This window comes from Snodgrassella sp. W6238H11, from assembly GCF_016100525.1.
Classification (GTDB): domain Bacteria; phylum Pseudomonadota; class Gammaproteobacteria; order Burkholderiales; family Neisseriaceae; genus Snodgrassella; species Snodgrassella alvi.
The window spans coordinates 26,671-48,823 of record NZ_JACFSH010000001.1; the positions used below are offsets into that span (position 1 = coordinate 26,671).

At 42.2% G+C, this 22,153-nt stretch carries 21 protein-coding genes; 11 read left to right on the plus strand and 10 right to left on the minus strand.

Annotated elements, in window-relative coordinates:
• Positions 1–229 precede the first annotated feature (229 nt).
• Both rsmI and H3V00_RS00140 read left to right on the plus strand, forming a co-directional pair.
• Positions 230–1,108, plus strand: a complete 879-nt coding sequence (gene rsmI, locus H3V00_RS00135; RefSeq protein WP_084565462.1) for a 16S rRNA (cytidine(1402)-2'-O)-methyltransferase — start codon at positions 230–232, stop codon at positions 1,106–1,108.
• Between the two features lie 150 nt (positions 1,109–1,258).
• Positions 1,259–2,194: a peptidoglycan DD-metalloendopeptidase family protein gene (locus H3V00_RS00140; RefSeq protein ID WP_084585661.1), complete on the plus strand. Its 936-nt coding sequence runs from the start codon at positions 1,259–1,261 to the stop codon at positions 2,192–2,194.
• Positions 2,195–2,510: 316 nt separating this feature from the next.
• On the opposite strand, the gene H3V00_RS00145 is transcribed toward H3V00_RS00140, so the two are convergent.
• The gene (locus H3V00_RS00145) at positions 2,511–3,056 is read right to left on the minus strand and encodes a cysteine hydrolase family protein (RefSeq protein WP_198206723.1); all 546 of its coding nucleotides are present in this window, start codon (positions 3,054–3,056) and stop codon (positions 2,511–2,513) included.
• A 66-nt stretch (positions 3,057–3,122) separates the two neighbouring features.
• On the opposite strand from H3V00_RS00145, the gene H3V00_RS00150 reads away from it, so the two are divergent.
• Positions 3,123–3,554: an Lrp/AsnC family transcriptional regulator gene (locus tag H3V00_RS00150; RefSeq protein WP_198206722.1), complete on the plus strand. Its 432-nt coding sequence runs from the start codon at positions 3,123–3,125 to the stop codon at positions 3,552–3,554.
• Positions 3,555–3,572: 18 nt separating this feature from the next.
• Here H3V00_RS00150 and H3V00_RS00155 read toward each other — a convergent pair whose 3' ends face one another.
• Entirely contained in the window at positions 3,573–4,148 is a 576-nt protein-coding gene (locus H3V00_RS00155) for a hypothetical protein (protein WP_232335912.1), read from the minus strand.
• Between the two features lie 201 nt (positions 4,149–4,349).
• The gene (locus H3V00_RS00160) at positions 4,350–4,985 is read right to left on the minus strand and encodes a flavin prenyltransferase UbiX (RefSeq protein ID WP_025330214.1); all 636 of its coding nucleotides are present in this window, start codon (positions 4,983–4,985) and stop codon (positions 4,350–4,352) included.
• A 234-nt stretch (positions 4,986–5,219) separates the two neighbouring features.
• On the opposite strand from H3V00_RS00160, the gene H3V00_RS00165 reads away from it, so the two are divergent.
• Positions 5,220–5,717 carry a hypothetical protein gene (locus tag H3V00_RS00165; RefSeq protein ID WP_198206721.1) on the plus strand — a complete coding sequence of 166 codons (498 nt, stop codon included), beginning with the start codon at positions 5,220–5,222 and terminating at the stop codon, positions 5,715–5,717.
• A gap of 90 nt (positions 5,718–5,807) precedes the next feature.
• Here the strand turns inward: H3V00_RS00165 and H3V00_RS00170 are convergent, their stop codons facing one another.
• A complete protein-coding gene (locus H3V00_RS00170; protein WP_078475102.1) occupies positions 5,808–6,971 on the minus strand; it encodes an extracellular solute-binding protein in 1,164 nt (387 codons plus the stop codon).
• A gap of 318 nt (positions 6,972–7,289) precedes the next feature.
• Here H3V00_RS00170 and alaS point away from each other — a divergent pair, with 318 nt between their 5' ends.
• Both alaS and H3V00_RS00180 read left to right on the plus strand, forming a co-directional pair.
• A complete protein-coding gene (gene alaS, locus H3V00_RS00175) occupies positions 7,290–9,917 on the plus strand; it encodes an alanine--tRNA ligase (RefSeq protein ID WP_198206720.1) in 2,628 nt (875 codons plus the stop codon).
• A gap of 85 nt (positions 9,918–10,002) precedes the next feature.
• Positions 10,003–10,620 carry a phospholipid-binding protein MlaC gene (locus tag H3V00_RS00180; protein ID WP_025330218.1) on the plus strand — a complete coding sequence of 206 codons (618 nt, stop codon included), beginning with the start codon at positions 10,003–10,005 and terminating at the stop codon, positions 10,618–10,620.
• 54 nt (positions 10,621–10,674) lie between these two features.
• Here H3V00_RS00180 and H3V00_RS00185 read toward each other — a convergent pair whose 3' ends face one another.
• The 5 genes from H3V00_RS00185 to miaA all read right to left on the minus strand — a co-directional run bounded on the left by H3V00_RS00185 (position 10,675) and on the right by miaA (position 16,107).
• Positions 10,675–10,926, minus strand: coding sequence for a GlsB/YeaQ/YmgE family stress response membrane protein (locus tag H3V00_RS00185; protein WP_025330219.1), 252 nt, complete (start codon positions 10,924–10,926; stop codon positions 10,675–10,677).
• A 293-nt stretch (positions 10,927–11,219) separates the two neighbouring features.
• Entirely contained in the window at positions 11,220–11,426 is a 207-nt protein-coding gene (locus tag H3V00_RS00190; protein WP_025330220.1) for a hypothetical protein, read from the minus strand.
• A gap of 293 nt (positions 11,427–11,719) precedes the next feature.
• Positions 11,720–12,970 (minus strand): serine hydroxymethyltransferase, encoded by a 1,251-nt coding sequence (gene glyA, locus H3V00_RS00195; RefSeq protein ID WP_198206719.1) that lies wholly within the window; start codon positions 12,968–12,970, stop codon positions 11,720–11,722.
• A 318-nt stretch (positions 12,971–13,288) separates the two neighbouring features.
• On the minus strand, positions 13,289–14,806 hold the full coding sequence (locus H3V00_RS00200) for an acetyl-CoA hydrolase/transferase family protein (RefSeq protein WP_037475978.1): 1,518 nt from the start codon (positions 14,804–14,806) through the stop codon (positions 13,289–13,291).
• Positions 14,807–15,162: 356 nt separating this feature from the next.
• Positions 15,163–16,107 carry a tRNA (adenosine(37)-N6)-dimethylallyltransferase MiaA gene (gene miaA, locus H3V00_RS00205; RefSeq protein WP_198206718.1) on the minus strand — a complete coding sequence of 315 codons (945 nt, stop codon included), beginning with the start codon at positions 16,105–16,107 and terminating at the stop codon, positions 15,163–15,165.
• A 699-nt stretch (positions 16,108–16,806) separates the two neighbouring features.
• On the opposite strand from miaA, the gene H3V00_RS00210 reads away from it, so the two are divergent.
• The 5 genes from H3V00_RS00210 to H3V00_RS00230 all read left to right on the plus strand — a co-directional run bounded on the left by H3V00_RS00210 (position 16,807) and on the right by H3V00_RS00230 (position 21,789).
• On the plus strand, positions 16,807–17,697 hold the full coding sequence (locus H3V00_RS00210; protein WP_078475100.1) for an NAD(+) kinase: 891 nt from the start codon (positions 16,807–16,809) through the stop codon (positions 17,695–17,697).
• A 243-nt stretch (positions 17,698–17,940) separates the two neighbouring features.
• On the plus strand, positions 17,941–19,602 hold the full coding sequence (gene recN / locus H3V00_RS00215; RefSeq protein WP_198206717.1) for a DNA repair protein RecN: 1,662 nt from the start codon (positions 17,941–17,943) through the stop codon (positions 19,600–19,602).
• 322 nt (positions 19,603–19,924) lie between these two features.
• Positions 19,925–20,164: a sulfurtransferase TusA family protein gene (locus H3V00_RS00220; protein ID WP_025330226.1), complete on the plus strand. Its 240-nt coding sequence runs from the start codon at positions 19,925–19,927 to the stop codon at positions 20,162–20,164.
• Between the two features lie 141 nt (positions 20,165–20,305).
• On the plus strand, positions 20,306–21,346 hold the full coding sequence (gene pyrC / locus H3V00_RS00225; RefSeq protein ID WP_198206716.1) for a dihydroorotase: 1,041 nt from the start codon (positions 20,306–20,308) through the stop codon (positions 21,344–21,346).
• 2 nt (positions 21,347–21,348) lie between these two features.
• Positions 21,349–21,789, plus strand: coding sequence for a thioesterase family protein (locus H3V00_RS00230; protein ID WP_084551834.1), 441 nt, complete (start codon positions 21,349–21,351; stop codon positions 21,787–21,789).
• Positions 21,790–21,858: 69 nt separating this feature from the next.
• Here H3V00_RS00230 and H3V00_RS00235 read toward each other — a convergent pair whose 3' ends face one another.
• Positions 21,859–22,080 (minus strand): YdcH family protein, encoded by a 222-nt coding sequence (locus H3V00_RS00235; protein ID WP_025330229.1) that lies wholly within the window; start codon positions 22,078–22,080, stop codon positions 21,859–21,861.
• Positions 22,081–22,153 lie beyond the last annotated feature (73 nt).

The following is a 22,153-nucleotide window of genomic DNA, read 5'->3' on the forward strand; positions in this document are numbered from 1 at the left end:
ATGAAATATGCTTGGTATTCACAATGTGTTACGCGTAAATACCTCTGTGCAGGTTTCAGGCTGCGTGACTTCTGAAACGGCACTATTATACGGTTTATAACCCGTGCAATTGTTAACCGTAAACTCTGAAACATTATCACTACGTGGTATAGTAACAGTTTCAGGCTTATGTACGGAGTTTTCAGTTTAATGCCTGATGCTAAAGTTTAATCAGATTACGGATTTATAAATGCAAGCCCATTACCAGAAAGCTGTTGCCAGCATTGTACCGCAAACCCTTTATGTAGTGGCTACTCCGATTGGTAATCTGGCAGATCTGAGTTTTCATGCATTGGCAGTATTATCTCGGGCAGATTTAATTTGTGCAGAAGATACACGCGTAACACAGCAATTACTGCGTGCATACGGTGTTTCTGCACGATTGATCAGTGTGCGTGAACAGAACGAACAAAGTATGGCAGAGCGCGTTATTGCTGCTCTGGCTGCCGGTCAGGTAGTGGCGCAGGTTTCTGATGCCGGTACGCCGGCAGTGTGTGATCCTGGTGCACGGCTGGTAACACGGGTACGTGCGGCCGGTTATCAGGTATTACCGGTAGCAGGCCCGAGTGCAGTAATGACAGCTTTGAGTGTTGCGGGAGTTACTCAGTCAGATTTTTATTTTGCGGGATTTTTACCGGCAAAAAGTGGTGAACGTCATCAAAAGCTACAGTTATGGAAAGAAGTATCTTATCCGGTGGTTATGTTTGAAACGCCCCACAGAATTACAGATACACTGGCACAAATGGTTTTACTTTATCCGCAACGTACTCTGATGCTGGCACGTGAAATCAGTAAAACTCATGAAACCTATCTATGCGACACAGTTTCTGAAATTCAGTCGATTGTGCAGGCAGATGCTAATCAGAAACGTGGTGAGATGGTACTGATACTTCATCCGGCATCAGTAGAAAAAAATACCGAGCTGTCTGCTGAAGCTATTAATATTATGCAGATTTTAGTGCAGGAACTGCCAACCAAGCAGGCTGCCGTACTGGCTGCGCAGATTAGTGGTGAAAACCGAAAAGCTTTATATGATTGGGCAATTAATGCTAAAAAGTTATCAGAATAAACACAATCATTAGGACATGTTAAAATAATTTATGCCCGATGCTATTTTACACAATGCTGGTCATTGTTTATGATACTGTCTGAATTGGCTATTGCCGCCGCTGTTGCGCTGGCACCCCCTGAATATTGCAATGATTTAAGGTAAACCGTTATGTTGAAAAAAAGTGTGAATCGTTCCGGCTGGTGCTTGCTGGTACTGGCATTAAGTGCCTGTACTCTTTTCAAACAGCCGGCAGCACCGACAGAAACGGGTAGCAGTGATGTAACTACAGGTACTGCTGCTACCACTGCCGACAATCCATATGGTGCTGCTCCTTATACGCCACCGGCAAATACAGCTCCGGCTTATACACCTGCCGCTGCAGGTACTTCTACTGGTTATGTGGGCAATTACTCTCCGGTTGATATTAATGCAGCAACGCATACGGTACAGCGCGGAGATACGGTATATAACATTTCCAAACGTTATCAGATTACTCAGGATAATCTACGTTCATGGAATAATATAATAGAGAATAATATTAAGGTAGGGCAGGTTCTGCGCGTAAAGCCAGCCGGCTATGTGGCGCCGGCTGGTAGCACAAACACAACTACTACTGTGACTGCTCCTGTACAAACAGCAAATGTCACTACTACTACCAGTACTACCACAACAACTACACCAACCAGTACAAGTACTGTATCAACCAGTAAAACAGTGAGTGTTGGAGGCGTCCGCAATGTAAGCGGAATTGAATGGCAGCGTCCGACCGCCGGTAATATTCTGCAGAGTTATGGCGGCAGCAGTAAAGGTATAGATTATGGTGGTAATGCCGGGCAGCCTATTCTGGCAGCTGCTTCTGGTAAAGTAGTGTATGCCGGTAATGGTTTGCGTGGCTATGGTAATCTGATTATCGTACAGCATAATCAGACATATCTGACTGCCTATGGTAACAACCAGAATATTCTGGTAAAAGAAGGTCAGCAGGTCAAACGTGGCCAGCAGATTGCTACTATGGGTAATACTGATGCTAAACGCACTCAGCTGCATTTTGAATTGCGTGAAAATGGCCAGCCACAGGATCCCAGCCGTTTTCTGCCAATGTGAGTATCAGAGTTAATTAATTCTGTTTACACATAAAATAGCACTTATTCACTGGATAAATAAATTCAGAAAGTAAGTGCTGTTTTTATGCATAAATAAATTAACTTATATATATAGATAGAGACAGACTAAACCCGATTGAAAAAATTAATAATGATTGCAGGATAAAATCGTTAAATTTGTCAATAAGTTAAATTCAGCATCAGAAATACGTCTCGTTATTCTGTAAGCGGATAAGGTTAACAGGCGTATTTCTAAAAATTTATGTAAACTGCTGACTGAATTGTGATTCAAGTAAAATTGTATACTGTTAGAGGTATTAACTGAGGAACTGTTCAGCAGATCGTACAGTAGCAAGATAGTTCAATGCGGCTAAAAAACTGTTTTGCACATTCGTTGCACTAATGATGTTGCTATTGAACTCCAGATTCATTGTTGCGCATGCATCTGCAATAACAATTGGCTGATAACCAAATTCAACTGCCTGACGAGTGGTAGAGTCAACACACATGTGTGTCATCATGCCACAGATAACCAACTGCTCTATATTCTGTTGTTGAAGGTGTTCATGCAGGGTTGTTTGTAAGAAGCTATTGGGATAGCTTTTATGAATTAAAAATTCATTCGTGTCTGCAATCGGCAGTAATTGATGATGTAATTTTACACCATGGCTGTCAGGCTGAAAAAAAGTAGCTCCCGGTTTATTATTAATATGCTGGATGTAATACACGGGCAGCTGCTGATTGCGGAAATACTCACGAACCTTCAATATTTTTTCCAGTGCCAGTTGTGGCTGGTACAGTTCCATTTTACCTTCTGAAAAATAATCATTTTGTACATCAATTATAATGAGTGCTTGTTTCATTAGTTATATCCTGTTGGTTTTAATAATTTAATTATGCGCCTTATCTGTTTTCGACAGAATAGGCTGATGAAAAAGATATACTCTATTTATTTTCAGGATGAAACTATGGATAAAAAAGACAGAGCAATTCTGGATTTATTAAAAAATAATAGTCGTTTGTCGTGGAAAGAGATTGGTGAGAAAGTATTTCTTAGCGGACAGGCAGTGGGGCTAAGGGTACAGAACCTGCTTGAGACCGGCGTGATAGAACGTTTTACACTGACTGAACACTTGATATCGGAACAATTTATTTTTATTTATATGAATAACAGCCGGTTTGCTGAATTCGAGCATTTGGTGAGTACCTTTGCTGAGGTACAGGCTCTGTATAAAATTACGGGTGATGGTTGCTATTATATTCATGCAAATTTTACTGCCAAGCAGCTGGAACCGTTTTTACAACAGATAACAGTTTACGCACGTTATAAAGTAAGCCATAAATTACGCAGACTGATTTAATCTGATATCTGCGTAAACTTATTGAGTAAGACATGCGGCCATAATGGTATGTTCTTTCAGACACAGATTGTGAGCAAAATATAAACTATTTTCTACCAGCCCCAGATCTTCTTCGCACTGAGTTTCAGTTTCAATAATCAGCATTTGTTCCGGCCGTCCGGCATGCAGGCTCATGCGCATTTGTGCGGGAGTAAACGGCAGATTATGCTTTTGGGCGAAGCTGCGTGCACGGCTGTTTGCTGTTTTTAGCATGGGTATCAGGGTAATATCCAGATGAAAAATTCTTACACCCATGACCAGAATACGTGCGGCAAACCAATCTGCCTCATCACTGATAATATCAGGAGTAAGTTGTTCAAAGCCCAGACGCTGTGCAGCAATTAACATTGCTATCATGCGCAGCTGAGGAATCAAAGCTTCACTAAGCATAAATGCAGTCTGGAATTGTGGCTGTAGCTGACATAGGTCAGAGCGGTGCTGATTGCCGTCAACAATCATGTACCACCGTTGAAGCTGAGCCACAGGTGATTCTGATTGCCGTAACTGATTTAGCGGTAATGCGAACATTTTATTCTCCAGTAGTTGTCGATTCATTTGTAATGCCTTTCTGTATGAGGCGTTTGTAGCAACAAAAAACCGCCTCGGTTTGGCCGGGCGGTTCACTTTTTTATTTTGCTTATTATGTATTATATAAACGCAAAAAAGCACCGCACCGAGGTGTGGTACCAATAATAAGCAAAAGATAAAGTGGTTGCGTTTTTCATCATTTAACCTTAAACCTTATTGAAACATGTGTCAAGAATTATTTTTTTCACCCCAGCGTGTAATTAACTGATGAGGTATATGCAATTGGTCTAAAATACGTCCTACTACAAAATCCACCATATCCTGAATAGTTTGCGGGTGCTGATAAAAACCGGATACAGGGGGTAGAATGCATACACCCAAACGTGACAGTTTAAGCAGATTTTCCAAATGAATGGCTGATAGAGGCGTTTCCCGCGGTACGATGATTAGCGGACGATTTTCTTTAATCGATACATCAGCTGCCCGTTCAAGTAAATGGTCGGAAGTACCGGCTGCAATGGCGGCAACACAACCCATGCTGGCCGGACAGATAATCATTGCATCAGCAGGATTGGAACCGGAGGCCGGAGGTGCAAACCATTCATCGCGGCCAAATACAGTAAGCATGGATAAGTCTACGCCGTATTCTGCACACAATGCGGCATTACACTGTTTAGCATTTGCAGGTAAATGCCAGTTGATTTCCTGTTGTGCGACTATCTGGGCAGCCTGTGAATACAGTAACCAGACCCTTATATCAGCCTGTAACAGGCAGCCCAGCAGACGTTTGGCATAAGGCATACCCGATGCTCCGGTAAGAGCCAGCGTAACGGTTTTAACAGAATGAGCAGAGGGAAAAATCATAATAAAACTAGTGTATATTCAAATATGCCTGTTATTATAGCTATTTTGTTTTCAATATAACATTTGGCATATGACAGCTATATTCAGATGAAAACCATTATTAGCCAGTTGAAGTTTTATTTTCTGTAATTGTGATTAATTAATCAAGCTCCGCCGGTAATGGCATGCTGGCAAAAAACTTAAATTTCTGAATAACTAAATACAAATATTAATACTGATCATGGAATGATAAACATGTTGTGGAAAAAAATTTTATGGTGGCCCTGTTTTTGTGTCAGTATTCTGGCCGGCTGTGCTCAGGTTACGCCTCCTGTTGCTGAAGAACGTGAATGTGATTCGAGAGCGATGGCAATGGCTTTATTGCAATCTAATCAGCCTTATGGTACCAATAATGTCCGCTGTGCGGTATCGTCAAAAAACTTACCTGTAATGAAACCTGAACGTTCCGCACCACCTGAAGTCAGCCTGCGTATTGAACGACCGGTGACAGAAGTGAGTAAGTGTCTGCATGAAAAATTTCAGTCACGGTTTAAACTGCCGCAGGAATTTTACAAAATCAGCTCCTATCCTAATGGCACTCAGACACTGGCACTGGTAAATCCTTTCACACAGACAGAAGGTTTACAGATAGACGTAGTTAAAGCAGGTATGTCGCAAAGTATAGTTAATCTATATTCTAATGGTATGACTTTGTCGGAAGCGTGGAAAAAATTTCCTGAGCTGTGCCGCTAAATGGCATCAGTTTTTGATTTGCATAAAGTAGAATGTATCAAGCCCCTCTCAAAGGAGGGGCTTTTGCAAACATGGGGTTTAGCCGGAAATTTATTTTCCTGCTTTAAGATTTTGCCATAATCGCAATTCGTATTTCAGGGTGTCCGATTTTGCCGGTAATACCAGATAACTGTTAGCCAGAACCTCATCTGACGGAAAAATACTGTTATCTTCGCGATATTCTTTTTTTATCAGTTCTTTTGCCGGCATGCTTGAAGGTGCGTAACTAACATAATTGGCGTTTCTGGCTGCTATTTGCGGTTCCAGTATCCAGTTCAGGTAGCGATAGGCATTTTTGAGGTTGGTTGCATCTTTCGGAATAGTTAATGTATCTATCCAGAGAGAAACTCCCTGAGTCGGAACCAGTACTACGATATCTTTTTTACCGGTTGCATCCAGCCGGCGTCGTTTGGCAATGTTCAAATCACCGCCAAAACCGATTGCTACACAAACATCGCCGCGTGCCAGATCGTCGATGTAACCAGAAGACGAATAGCGCAATACATTGCTGCGGTTTGCTTTGATAATATTAGCAGCAATATCTATATCATCTTTGCTCTGGCTGTTCGGATCTTTGCCGGCATAATGCAACGCCAGCGGAATCATCTCTACCGGACTATCCATGTAACTGATGCCACAGTTTTTCAGTTTGTCGGTATACTCAGGATTAAAAACCAAATCCCAGCTATTTTCCGGCATTGGTGTAGCACCGAGTGCGGCATTCACTTTTTCAATATTGATTGCAATGGTATTCATACCCCAGTAGTTGGGTACCGCATACTGATTATCCGGATCTACGTCTTTTAATAAATCCAGTAATTTCGGGTTAATGTATTTCCAGTTAGGCAACTGATTTTTGTCTAGTGGCTGGTATGCTCCGGCTTTAATCTGGCGTCCGACAAATGAGTTGGACGGCCCGACAATATCATAGCCGGACTGCCCGGTCAGAATTTTGCTTTCCAGTGTTTCGTCACTGTCATAAAAATTGTAAGTAACTTTAATGCCATATTTTTTTTCAAATTCACCAATAGTTTTCGGGTCAACATAGTCTGACCAGTTAAATATTTTAAGTGTCTTGGTGTCGCTCAAACTACCAGGTTTGCTGGCCGCTACAGCAGAAGCCGGTTGAGGACCGGCATTGTCGTGTGAACCGCTGCATGCAGTCAGAATACATAAAATCAAACCGGATAAACCCAGACAGGCTGTGTTTTTCATGTCCGTCCTTTTCAAAGATGTGCCAAGGCTGGCTGGCATGGTTATGTGTTAACCACCTTTGTAACTTCAATCTGTTCGTATGGGGGTAACTATACCGCATAAGGCATTAGTGTTGTCGGAATTGTCATTTTGGCATGGATTTTCGTCTGTTCAGGTAGGCTTATGCGTAAAACTGCGGTAAGATAAGCGGATGATTTTAACAAGGGTGATGGTTGAGGTGGACTAACCAGTGTCCTGTTTTTATATCTATGTTCAGGCAGTCTGTGTTTTATACAGACTGCCTGAATACGATTAATCACCCGTCTTATTGAAACTACCATGAAAACAGCAGAATTACGTTCTAAATTTCTTCAATTTTTTGCAAGTAAGGGTCATCAGGTTGTACCTTCATCTTCACTTGTACCTCCGCAGGATGATAAAACCCTGTTGTTTACCAATGCGGGTATGAATCAGTTTAAAGATGTGTTTCTGGGTTTTGACAAGCGCCCGTACAGCCGTGCGACAACTGCACAAAAATGTGTGCGTGCCGGTGGTAAACACAATGATCTGGAAAACGTTGGTTATACCGCGCGCCATCATACATTTTTCGAAATGCTGGGCAATTTCAGCTTTGGCGATTATTTTAAGCGTGATGCCTTGCATTTTGCCTGGGAATTTCTCACCAGTAAGGACTGGCTGAACCTGCCACCGGAAAAACTGCTGGCAACTGTATATGCAGATGATGATGAAGCTTATGATATCTGGTTAAATGAGATTGGTCTGCCACCGGAAAAAATTATCCGTATAGGTGACAATAAAGGCGCACGTTATGCTTCTGATAATTTCTGGCAAATGGGCGATACTGGTCCGTGCGGTCCTTGTTCGGAAATTTTTTATGATCATGGCGAACATATCTGGGGTGGACCTCCGGGCAGTGCCGAAGAAGATGGTGATCGTTTTATAGAAATCTGGAACTGTGTATTCATGCAGTATAACCGGGATGAAAACGGTACTATGAATCCGCTTCCTAAGCCGTCAGTTGATACAGGAATGGGACTGGAGCGGGTGTCGGCGGTATTGCAGCATGTACACAGTAATTATGAAATCGATCTGTTTGTCAATTTGCTGCATGCTGTAGCCCGTGTTGTAGGCATTCCCTATAGTCAGGATGTACCGAGTCTGAAAGTCATTGCCGACCATATCCGCTCTTGTGCGTTTTTAATTGCTGATGGTGTATTACCCAGCAATGAGGGGCGTGGCTATGTATTGCGGCGTATTATCCGCCGGGCTGTACGCCATGGTTATAAACTGGGTTGTAAACAGGCATTTTTCCATTTGCTGGTAACGGATCTGGTGCAGGAAATGGGCTCTGCCTATCCTGAGCTGGTTGAAAAACAGACACAAATCAGTGATGTACTGAAACAGGAAGAAAGCCGTTTTGCGCAAACACTGGAAACTGGAATGATTCTGCTTGAAAGTGCCTTGCAGGATGGCGGCCAGACACTGGCTGGTGAAGTAATTTTCAAACTATATGATACTTATGGCTTTCCATATGATTTAACCGCTGATATTGCGCGTGAGCGTAATATCAGTCTGGATGAAGAAGGGTTTGAGCGTGAAATGGCTGCTCAGCGTGCCCGTGCCCGTGCTGCGCAGAATTTTAAAGCCAATACTCAGCTTACCTATGAAGGTGCTGATACAGAATTTACCGGCTATCAGCAACGCCAGAATGAAAGCAAAGTTCTGGCTTTGTATCAGGATGGTGAAGCTGTTGAGCAGTTAAATGCCGGTGAATCAGGTGTGGTCGTGATTGACTTCACACCGTTTTATGCAGAATCTGGTGGTCAGACTGGTGATACTGGTTATATTTTTGCCGGTGAAAACCGCTTTCAGGTAGAAGATACGCAAAAAATCAAAGCTAAAGTATTTGGTCAGTTTGGCGAAATGCTATCCGGCAGTCTGAAAGTGGGTGATGCTGTTACTGCTCAGGTAGACAGTGTACTGCGCGAAGCCAGTATGCGTAATCACAGTGCCACTCATCTGATGCATCGCGCCTTGCGTGAGGTATTGGGTACACATGTTGAGCAGAAAGGTTCTCTGGTTAATGCTGAGCGTACCCGCTTTGACTTTTCACATCCACAGCCGGTTACCGCTGCACAACTGACCGAAGTTGAACGTCGGGTAAATCAGGCGATTGTGGCCAATGTTCCTGTATGTGCACAGAATATGAGCTTTGATGAAGCCATCGCTGCCGGTGCAATGGCGCTGTTCGGAGAAAAATACGGTGACGAGGTACGTGTACTGAGCATGGGCGAATTTTCTACCGAATTATGCGGCGGTACCCATGTTGCACGGACTGGAGATATTGGTCTTTTCAAAATTATTTCTGAAAGTGGTATTGCTGCCGGAGTACGGCGTATTGAAGCTGTGACCGGATTGAATGCTTTACAATTTGTTCAGCAGCATGAAGAGTTGCTTAAGGCGGCGGTTGCCGAAGTAAAAGCACAGACTGCTGAAGATTTGCTGCCTAAACTTCAGGCAATACATACTCAGACCAAACAGTTGGAAAAGGCATTAACTGAAGCCAGAAGTGAACTGGCCAGACAGGCAGGTACCGCTTTGCTGGCTCAGGCCAGAACTATTGGTACAGCTCGTCTGGTGCTGGGACAAATTGAGGCAGAAAGCAGTGCTCTGAGAGATATTGCTGCTGATTTAATTGCACAGGGTGATAATATTATCGTTCTGCTGGCAGCAGTAAATGATGGTAAAATTGCCATCATAGCAGGAGTATCAAAAGCATTAACTAAAACAATCAAGGCTGGTGAGCTGGTTAATTATGTTGCCGGTCAGGTTGGTGGTAAGGGTGGCGGTCGTCCCGAACTGGCACAAGCCGGCGGGCAGGATATAGCTGCATTAGAACCGGCGCTCGCCAGTGTAACTGACTGGTTAGCTTCCAAATTAGGATAAGACTTTAGTAAATGAAAAACAGCAAGCGGTTTATGGATGATAACAAACATAAGCCGTTTTTTTTGCTTATTCATAGGAGAATACAATGCAGAGGTATGTAAAAGCTTGTTTGGCAGGCTGGATGCTGATGGTTGCAGTATGTTCGTTCGCTGCAACGCAGGAACAGCTAGCGCAACAACAGTTACAGCAAAATGTGGATATGGTGTTATCAGTGGCTCGTGACAAAAGCCTGAATGAACAACAGCGTATTAGTCAGATAGAACGTTATGCAGATCAGTATCTGGATTATGAGCGTATTTCAGCTTTGGCCGTAGGTATGCAATGGCGACAGTTTACTGCACAGCAAAGACAGGATTTCAGTGCGGCCTTTAAAAATATGATTGTGCGCATTTATGCACATTCAGCATTAATGGGTGCCAGTAATGCATCTGTGAAGGTTATACCTAAGGTAGTGAATCAGGGTAATAACCGGCTGGAAACATTTACCGAAATTGTTAGTGCCGGTAATAAGCACTACACCGTGGGTTATCAGATGTATTATGCTAATGGTGTCTTTAAAATTTATAATTTCCGGGTTAACGGTACCAGTCTGGTAACGGTATACCGCAGTCAGTTTGATCAATTGATTCAGAAACAGGGTATTGATGCAACTATTGCTCAGTTACGTGATAAAGGTTTGGGTAAAGTGCAAATCAATAAATAATACATTTATTTGAGCAAAAAAACGGTGATGGATTGAATATCCATCACCGTTTCGTTATATCTGTCTGTTTTTAATTTTGCCGTAAATAAACAGAATAATGCAGGCAAAAATAATCGAAGCTATTAAACCGGCTTTTTCACCTGCATGGTACCAGCCAAATGCCTGACCAACATATCCGGCCAGTAATGAGCCGCCGATACCGAGTAAAGTGGTGATCACTATGCCAAGTTGCTGTTTGCCCGGATAGATTAGTTTGGCAATTAAACCAATGATAAAGCCAACTATAATTGTCCAGAGTAACCCCATGATGTTGTACTCCTGAGAATAAGGAAGCTTTATCTTAATCCTGTGGCTATAATAAAAGTTGAGTTATTAAGTAAAATCAATATTAATTATGATTTTTTAAATAAATATATGTAATCAGTAAGTTATATTTTAAAGATAAACACAAGAACAACTGACGGAAGATTTAAGCAGTGTGAAAAAAAAGTGCAGGATAATTCTTAGTTTACTCTCTGAGAGAATAGTATTTTGCATGAAAATAGATAAGTAAAAAAAAAAGCATAACAATAAGTTATGCTTTTTTTATTGCCAGACTGTTAGTGGTTACCAGCATAGGTATTAACAGTACGGAAAGGAGTATTTTCTGGTGTAGAGTCAGAAACATGAGTGTTCTGACCATTTTGAGCAGTAGATTCGCTGAAATGACGAACATCAGTATCATCGTTGTTACTATTAGCCATAGCGAAACCTGCAGTCATAGCTAAAGAAGCAGCCAGTAAAGCGGAAGAAACTAATTTTTTCATTTTTGTTTCCTTTCAAAATGAATTATCAAAATATTTTAAATTTAAACGCCAAATTGTTATTTTTGCTTTTGCAATATGGTTATATTAATACTTTATTAGTATTTTGATAATACCTGATTAGTTAAAGATGAATTTCTTATTGAGAAACTCAATGGCGATGTTTAATGTCAATAAAAAACAGACTAAAACATCATTTATTCAATGATGAAAAAGTCTGCTTTGAGTATAAGTACTATTTTATAGTCAATCAACAGGAATGATTGGAAATTATATTAATACTATAATATTGTGGTTTATTTACCATATACAGGTAAATGATTGCAAATTTTCTGTATTTTTTCTGAGACTTCTGAAATAACTTTTTCATTGTCTGCATTATCCAGAACATCAGCAATCAGATGACCAAGTTCACGCGTATCTGTTTCAGTAAAGCCGCGAGTAGTAATGGCTGCCGTGCCTAAACGGATACCGGAAGTGACAAATGGTTTTTCCGGATCATTAGGGATGGCATTTTTATTAACGGTAATATGTGCTTTGCCCAGCACCGCTTCTGCCGTTTTACCGGTAAGTTTTTTTGGTTGCAGGTCTACCAGAAATACATGGCTTTCAGTACGGCCTGAAACAATACGCAAACCACGTTCAATCAAGGTTTCTGCCAGTACTTTGGCATTGGCTTTAATCTGACGGGCATATTGTTTGAATTCCGGCTGTAAGGCTTCTTTGAAGGCTACTGCTTTGGCTGCAATCACATGCATTAACGGACCACCTTGCAGGCAGGGGAAAATAGCTGAATTCAGTGCTTTTGCATGTTCATCGCTGCGGCACATAATTACACCGCCGCGCGGTCCGCGCAGAGTTTTATGGGTAGTAGTGGTCACAAAATCAGCAAAAGGCACCGGATTCGGATACTCTCCGCCAGCGACCAGACCGGCGTAATGTGCTATGTCTACAAACAGATAAGCACCTACTTTATCTGCAATCTCACGGAAACGTGCCCAATCTATTTCCAGAGCATAAGCAGAAGCACCGGCCACGATCATTTTCGGCTTATGCTCCAGTGCCAGCTGTTCCACCTGTTTGTAGTCGAGGATTTCATTTTCATCCAAACCATAGGTAATGGCGTTATACAGGCGACCGGAAATGTTGACACTGGCTCCGTGAGTCAGATGGCCCCCATGCGCCAGAGACATGCCCAGAATAGTGTCGCCTGGTTGTAATACGCTGGCGTAAACGGCCTGATTGGCCTGAGAACCGGAATGAGGCTGTACATTGACATAACTGGCGCCAAATAATTCTTTCAGGCGGTCGATAGCCAGCTGTTCTACTTCATCAACATATTCGCAGCCACCATAATAACGTTTACCCGGATAGCCTTCGGCATATTTATTGGTTAGCTGGCTGCCCTGAGCCTCCATTACGGCGCAGCTTACGTAGTTTTCTGATGCAATTAGTTCTACGTGATCTTGCTGGCGCTGATCTTCACGGGCAATGGCACCGGCCAGTTCCGGATCAAATTTTTCGATGGTTAACGCTTTGGAAAACATGGTGGTTGTTCCTTTTGAGGATGAAGAAATAAAGAATTTGCTGAATGCAGCAGAGAATGAGTGGTGGTTATTTTAACTGATAGTATTGTGTATGTGGCTGAATTTGATAATGTGTGATGATGAAGTATATTCATAAATACTCATTCAGACGATGTAATACTGGATTTCCGCCTGGTAATGGTAATAACCTGTTTATAGGATTCAGTAAATCAATTGCGGATGCTGAATCAAAAATAAATTATCTGGTCGAGAAGTGATGCAGTCTGATAAAAAACAGCCCTGTTAGAAACAGGGCTGTCTGACATTATCCGGAATCAATTACATTTTCATAGAACCGGTTTTCAGGAATTGTTCATGCCAGCTTAAAGCTTCAGTAAGAATATGAGGTGTATGAATACCTTTTGCCGTTTGCAAAGCACGGTCGTAGTAATCCTGCAACTGATCGCGATAATCCGGATGAGCACATTTTTCAATCATCACTTTTGCTCTCTGCCGCGGAGCCAGACCGCGCAAATCAGCCAGACCCTGCTCAGTAACAATAATCTGTGTATCGTGTTCGGTATGGTCAACATGCGAAACCATCGGCACGATGCAGGAAATCTTGTCATCTTTAGCAGTAGACGGGGTAACAAAGAAATTCAGGAAGCTATTGCGTGCAAAGTCACCTGAGCCGCCGATACCATTCATCATGCTGGTACCCATTACATGGGTAGAATTGATGTTGCCGTAAATATCGGCTTCAATCATTGAATTCATCCCAATAATACCTAAACGGCGCACCAGTTCCGGGTGATTGGAGATTTCCTGCGGGCGCAGAATAATGCGTTCACGGTAAAAATCAATATTGTCTGCAAAATCCTGGAATGCCTTAGCAGACAGGGAAATAGCGGTAGCAGATGCAGTAGCCATTTTACCGGCACGTATCAGATCCAGCATACCGTCCTGCAATACTTCGGTATATCCATACAGATTTTCAAACGGACCGGTTAACAGACCTGCCAGTACGGCATTTGCCACGTTACCAACGCCAGACTGAATTGGCAGCATTTCTTTAGGCAGACGCCCCATTTTGATTTCGTGAGACAGGAAATCAACAATATAAGCGGCAATCTGTTTGGATTTGTCATCAGGTTCGCTGAAAACATTGTCGCGATCCGGAGCATTGGATTCAACAATAGCGACTATTTTGTTTAAATCAACTTTCAGGTATTTTTCACCGATGCGATCATCAGCGCGAGTCATGTTAATTGGTTTGCGGTGGGGCGGAATAGCATTATCCATAGGAATATCATGCATGCCTTCCATTTGTATCGGCAAACCGGTATTGATTTCCAGAATAACCTTGTCCGCCATATCCAGCCATGTCTGATTATTACCGATTGCGGTAGACGGAATCAGATGTCCGTCTTCAGTAATGCCCAGTACTTCGATAATGGCTACATGCATGTGACCCAGAAAACCAAACCATGCCTGCTGGGCAACATGCGATAAATGCATGTCAATAAAATTGACATCGCCATTGTTGATTTCCTGACGCATATGGCGATCAGTATTAAATGGTAAACGCTGATTTATTGCATGTGCCTCAGCTAGTGCGCCATCACATTCCGGCGCAGTGGAAGCACCAGTCCATACATTAATTTTATATGGCCGACCGGCAGCATGTTCAGCACGGGCAAAGTCAGCAATAGCTTTCGGCAAAACTTTAGGATAGCTGGCGCCGGTAAATCCGCTCATGCCGACATTGGCATTATTATCTATCAGGGTAGCAGCTTGCTCAGCAGACATAAGGCGGGAATGAAGTGAGGTATAACGAATGCGATCCTGTACGGACATCGTGTTTTCTCCTTATTAAATCAAAAATGCCTGACCCTTGCCTGGTCAGAGTGAGGCGTAGAAGATAAGTGTTTGTCTTTGCCGTATATTCAATTCAGTACGAATGCTATGACATAATGACTCTAACAACGGACTGCATTTTACTGTAAATAATTTTGTTTTGCTGTTCTGTCTTTGTACTGAAAAAGTGCAGAACAGCATATACAGATAAATAATTACAAATTAATAATTAAGAATTTGAATTAATACATTAAGTTGCAAAATAAACAGACTATCAGATTAGACAATGTTTACACAATATTTTAATAGTATTGCCTAAGGTTTCGTTGCCGGATATTTTTCTAAATTAAATCAGTTTAAGCAAAAAACCGCTGTATTAATTGCTGCGCATGTTCTTGCAGCCCTGCAGGATTAAACGGATCGCATACATGTTCGGGATTCAGTTTACGCAACCATGTAAGCTGACGTTTTGCCAGTTGCCGGGTGGCAGTAATCCCGCGTTCAACAAATGTACTGTAGTTAGTTGTGCCATTAAGATAATCAAAAGCCTGCCGATAGCCTACACAGCGAATTGAAGGCAAATCAGGATGCAATTCCGGGTATTGCAGCCGAAGTGCTTCCACTTCTTCCACAAAACCCTGTGCCAGCATCGAATGAAAGCGGGTGGCAATCTGTGTATGCAGACGGGCACGGTCGGCTGGTAAAAGTGCCAGTGTACATACATTTAAAGGGCTCTGCCGGTTTTCCTGTTTAGCCAGATGGCTGCTCATGGGAACACCAGTGATGTGATAGATTTCCAGTGCCCGTTCAATACGCTGGCTATCACCGGCAGGCAAGCGGGCAGCAGTAATGGGATCCACCCGCTGTAATTGTGCATACAGAAAGTCTGTACCGTGCTGTTGTTTAAGTTTATCCAGTTCGGCACGGATTTGCGGATTGGCCTCCGGCAGGCTGTTCAGTCCTTGTGTCAGGGCATGGTAATACATCATGGTACCGCCCACGAGCAAAGGCAGGTGACCGCGTCTATGAATTTCCTCGACTAAATCCACACAATCACTGACAAACTGGGCAGCACTGTAGCTTTCAAGCGGTGAAATGATATCAATCAGATGATGGGGCACTGCTTCTAACTCTTCTGCACTGGGTTTAGCCGTACCGATATTCATATCACGATAAATCAGGGCGGAATCCAGACTGATAATTTCAATCGGAAACTGCTCAGCCAGACTCAGAGCCAGACTGGTCTTGCCTGACGCTGTAGGACCAAGCAGAGCAAAAACTTTTGGCAGAGATGCAGACATAGTGGCTACCGTAGTTTAAACAGTTATTGTAGCGATTTACGCTCAATTGAGCGATAGATAGTTAGATAAGAGTATAAATCGGGATAAGCAGCATAATGTTATGTAATCTGTTAAAGCAGTTAAAGAAAATCAAAGCATAAATATGAAGATTATTTTTTGAACATTAGATATTTTAAAATTTTTTTTTGCAGAGATATTTGAAGCAATAAAGTAACAAAAAAATTAGCGAGTAATTTTAATTGCTAATTAGCTGAATTGAGAAGAAAACAGCTATTGTATGAAAGCAATGATATTTACTTGCATAATACGGGTGTATTTCTAATCAGATGTCAGCTAAACGACTTTAAAATTGATCTGTACCGGCAAATTAATATAACTGTTGTGCAAGAAGTATTCTGCTAGTAATTAATATTTTGTTTTAAGTTAAGATTTAATTTTATGATTCGGAATAATCAGATACCTCAGTAGCAGACATTTCAGCCAGCTAAAAGAATAAATGCTGCGGATATCAGCAACTATGAAAGTAATATCTTATATTTATACCTTTTCAAATTTGCTATCAGTGCATTTGCATAATATTTGCATTCGGCATGAAAATGCACATAATATAAGTTTATTGTTACACTAACCTTTATAATAGCCAAATAAAGTTATGGTAGTTATTTAGAGAGAGTAACTTAGTCAGGAATAAATGTTTACATGAATAGCCAGTTTAACCATATCGGAATTGTGACACGGCCGCAAACACCAATGATGAGTGAAGTACTGGACGAACTCATTACTTTTTTATGTGAAGAAGAAATTTCGGTGTATCTGGATAGTGAGGCGCAAGCGGATAACCAGATTAATCCGGTATTGCTGCAACGCTGTAATATTATTAATAAATGTGAAATGGGGCGGCGCTGTGATCTTGTTATGGTACTGGGTGGTGACGGTACTTTATTGTCTGTTGCCCGTAAACTGGCACCTTACCGGGTACCACTGATTGGTATTCATCAGGGACATCTTGGTTTTCTGACACAAGTACCGCGTGCTCAGATGGTAACAGAATTAACCGGCATGCTGACTGGCAAATATCTGCCCGAAGAACGTATTTTGCTGGAAGCGACTGTGGTACGTGCAGGCGAAGAAGTTTATCATTCACTGGCACTAAACGACGTTGTACTCAGCCGTGGTGCACTGGGGCAGATGATTGAATTTGAGGTATTCATCAATAAAGAGTTTGTTTATACCCAGCGTTCAGACGGTTTGATTGTGTCTACACCTACTGGTTCGACGGCATATGCTCTGGCTGCCGGTGGTCCTATTTTACAGCCAACTCTGCGTGCATTCAGTTTGGTGCCTATTTGCCCGCAATCCATGTCCAACCGGCCGATCGCTGTTAGTGATACCAGTGAAATAGAAGTGCTGATTACTAAAGGCAGCGATGCCCGGGCTCATTTTGACGGACAGGCGTTTTTTGATTTACATAGTATGGATAAAATCCGTATTTGCCGCTATCGCAATTCTCTGAGGATTTTACATCCGGTTAATTATCAATATTACAAAACTCTGCGCCAGAAACTGCATTGGGGTGACCAGCTGGTATAGCTGTGTGTTGTATAAACAAGCTTTAAGCCGTTAATCAGATTTTAAGTAATTTTTGTAGCCTGACATCATCTCTGAAAAAATAATGTGTATGTTGCTATTGGTGGAAAAAATACAATAAAAATTAATAAAACCGAAATTTATTATCGATTATTTTAGATTTTTCTAAAAAATGGTTTCTTATTTTCCTAAAAAATACTAAAATCCGGCATAAATCATTAATACTTTCTCTAAGAAAGGTTGTTTATGCTTCTGGCGCTGTCTTTGCGTGACTTTGTCATTGTTGATGAGCTGAATCTGAGTTTTCAAAGCGGCTTTACCGTTCTGACAGGTGAAACCGGGGCGGGTAAATCAATCACGCTGGATGCATTGGGTCTGTTGTTAGGTGATAAAGCTGATTATGGTCAGATAAGACATGGTGCCAGAGAAGCCCAGTTATCAGCACTGTTTGATGTCAGTGATGTAACGCATGCCCGCACCTTACTACAGGAACAGGGATTACTGGATGAAAACGAAACGCAATTAAGTATCCGCCGTACGATTGATATAAAAGGAAAAAGTCGCAGTTTTATTAATAATCAGGCGGTTACTCTGAGTCAGTTGCGGCAGATAGGTGAATTATTAATTGATATACATGGTCAGAATGCACACCACTCTTTAAATAGTGAATCCGCGCAACGTATATTACTGGATGCATTTGCGGGTGCTGATACAGAAGTTGCTCTGGTACGTGAAGCCTATCAGCGCTGGCATGAAGCCAAAAAAGAGCTGGAAAAAGCGCAAACACAGGCTGATAGTCTGAATATTGAGCGTGAGCGCTTGCAATGGCGCTTTGATGAGCTAAATGCCCTGAATCTTCAAGAGCATGAGTGGGAAAATCTCAGTCAGAGTCATGATTCATTAGTACATGCGGCGGAAATACTGCAAACGGCGGAAAATGTAGAAGAAGTTCTCAATGGTGATGAGGGTTTGCAAAGCCGTTTGTATCATTGCCGGCAGCAACTGGCTGCACTGATTAAAGCAGCTCCTGCTTTTGCAGACAGTGTGGCATTACTGGAATCAGTAGAAGCAGAATTGAGTGAAGTCAGTGCGTATTTGCGTGAAGCCACTGCCAGTGTAGAGACTGATGAAAATTTATTAGCACAGCAGGGACAGCGCATGCAGGAGTTAATGAGTGTTGCGCGTAAATATCGGATCGAGCCACCACAATTGCCTGAAGAGCTAGAAAAAGTTGAATCAGCTCTTAATGAACTGGAGGCGGCTGCGGATATTGAAGCGTTACAGGCGCGGGTAGTAGAACGCGAAAATGAATATATGCATGCAGCACAGCAATTATCAGTGAAACGCCATCAGGCAGCGAAAAAGCTGGCGAAACAAACCACGGCTCACATGCAAAATTTATCAATGCAAGGCGCACGCTTTCATATTGAATTGTTAAGTGCCTCACCATCTGTGCATGGTCTGGAGCAGGTACAGTATCAGGTAGCTGCCAATCAGGGCACGCCTTTAAGAGCAATGAGCAAAGTCGCTTCCGGTGGTGAGTTGGCACGTATCAGTCTGGCTCTGCAAATGGTTACCAGTCAGTATAATGCGGTACCTACATTGATTTTCGATGAGGTGGATACCGGTATTGGCGGAGCTGTAGCTGATGTTGTTGGTCACGCACTGCGTAGTCTGGGGAAAAATCGTCAGGTGCTGGCTGTTACTCATCTGCCGCAGGTCGCAGCTTGTGGTCAGCAGCACTGGCAGGTGCGAAAACATAACAGCAAAGGGCAGACTGTAAGTGAAATAAATGTACTGGCTGCGACTGATCGGGTGAATGAGATTGCACGAATGCTTGGCGGCGAAACCATTACCGATACCACACGTAATCATGCCAGGGAAATGCTGGAGCTGGCGCAAAGATAATTCTGCTATTACGAATTTATCTGCAAGCTTTCTGATTTTTCAATGTATATATGTCATTACTGCAAAAGCCGGAAATGATATTTATTTAAGTAAATAATTATAAAATAACGTTTATCTGCTTATGTTTTATGCATGCTGTTCTTGATTACAACAGTTTTAATAACAAAACATATTCTGATAATTTTCCTGTCAGCGTGCATTTTTATAATATAACTGATATAGACTGGAACGGGCTGCTTTAGCCTGAGCAAGGTGCATACGTTCAGTCTGTTTCATGCGCGATGTATAATAATAACTTTCAATATTCTATGATGAGTTGCTGATGAGTGAACCACACAGTGATAGAACACTAGATGTTATCGATTTAAATTGCCCGATGCCGATTTTACGTGCAAAAAAAGCGCTGGCAGTAATGGATAGCGGAGAAGTATTGCTAGTACTGGCAACAGATAAAACTGCTCCTGATGATTTTGCAGCTTTTTGCCGGCAGACAGGACATGAATTATTGCATCAGCAAATCAGAAATGATGATGTAATAATGATGTGGGTAAAACACCGCTAAGTTTTTCAGACGGTAATTTATTACAATTAATTACAATATTTTGTTAACTTTATTCAGGTTCAGGTTGTAGAAGCTGCGACAGAATAGTACATTAACCTATTATTTTTAGCTGTGTAACACACGCTGATAGAACGGATACAGATGCAGACTCTCACTATAACCCGTCCGGATGACTGGCATCTTCATGTGCGTGATGGTGCAGCATTAAAGGCAGTATTACCTTTCAGTGCACGGCAAATGGGGCGAGCCCTGATTATGCCAAATCTGAAACCACCGGTAACCTCAGTTGCAGCAGCACTGGCTTATCGTGAACGTATACTTGCTGCAGTACCTGCGGGCAGTCATTTTCAGCCATTGATGACTTTATATCTGACTGACCAGACTACTCCGGCACTGATACGCGAAGCCAAAGAGGCAGGTATTATTGCGTGTAAGCTTTATCCTGCCGGTGCCACAACTAACTCTGCGGCTGGTGTCAGTGATTTGTGGGCTTTATTGCCAGTATTGGAAACCATGGCTGAAACAGGCATGCCACTACTGGTGCATGGTGAAGTAACCAAAAGTGAAATTGATATTTTTGACCGTGAAGCAGTATTTATTGATGAACTTTTACAGCCGCTATTACAACGTCTGCCTGAACTGAAATTAGTATTTGAGCATATCACCACTGCACAAGCTGCTGAGCTGGTGATTCAGGCTGGTGAAAATGTGGCTGCTACGGTAACACCCCAGCACTTGCTCTACAATCGCAATGCTTTACTGGTAGGGGGAATCCAGCCTCATCATTACTGTTTGCCGGTACTAAAGCGCGAAACCCATCGTCAGGCACTGTTACAGGCTGTAAGCGGTACACAGTCACATAAATTTTTTCTCGGTACCGATAGTGCGCCGCATGCTCAGCACAGTAAAGAATGTGCTTGCGGATGTGCGGGTATATTCAGTGCCTTTGCTGCTATTGAGTTATATGCGGAAGCTTTTGAGCAGGCGGGAGCACTGGATAAATTACAGGCTTTTGCAGCAGAAAACGGTCCGCGGTTTTATGGTCTGGAAATCAATAAGGAAACCATTACACTGGAAAAAATAAATCGCACAGTGCCACCATACTATCCGTATGGTAATCATGAACGACTGATTCCGTTGCGTGCTAATCAGACCATTAGCTGGAGTGTGGTAAATAATTAAATATGCAAGATTCAACTCAAATTACAGACTGGCTATCAGTACAAGCACATCAAACCGAAATTCGGGTGCGCGGCTTTCACATAGATGTATACCGCCATGTTAATAATGCACGCTATCTGGAATTTCTGGAAGAGGCACGCTGGCATTATTTTGATGAAGCCGGCTTAACGCCAATGTTTACTGAAGCCGGTTGTGGAATGGCTGTGATAAATATCAATATCAGTTACCGGCGCAGTGCCGGTTTCGGAGATGATTTGCTGATATCTACTGCTTTGAGCAAAATACAACCGCGCAAAGTAGAAGTTAATCAAACGATTACTCTTAAAAATACAGGACAGACAGTTGTGCAGGCTGTGGTGACGTTTATGGCTTTCGATCAGCAAAGCAATAAAGCAATTTCTTTTCCTGCTGCGATACAAGAACGATTTAATGCTATCAGGTAACAATATGAGTTAAGTCAGTAAAAAACCCTGCGCTTAGCAGGGTTTTTTACTGACTTAACTCAACCACTATCAGGCTTTACCGTCAGCTTCCCGCAGCATGGCGTAAATTTCATCTTTCAGGCGCAATTTTTCCCGTTTCAGTTCGTCCAGATTATCCAGACCACTGGTTACCGGGTTATTAGTCAGACCTGTAATTTTATCGTCCAGTCGGTTGTGTTCTTCGAATATATTAGCAAAATGGGTATTTTCCGCCTTTAATTTGGTAATCAGGTCGCGATATTCAGGAAACATATAACATCCTTTACAGTTGGTTAAAATGATTTTTATTATTTTGCATTAATTATAGCTTAAGGTATATAAGATT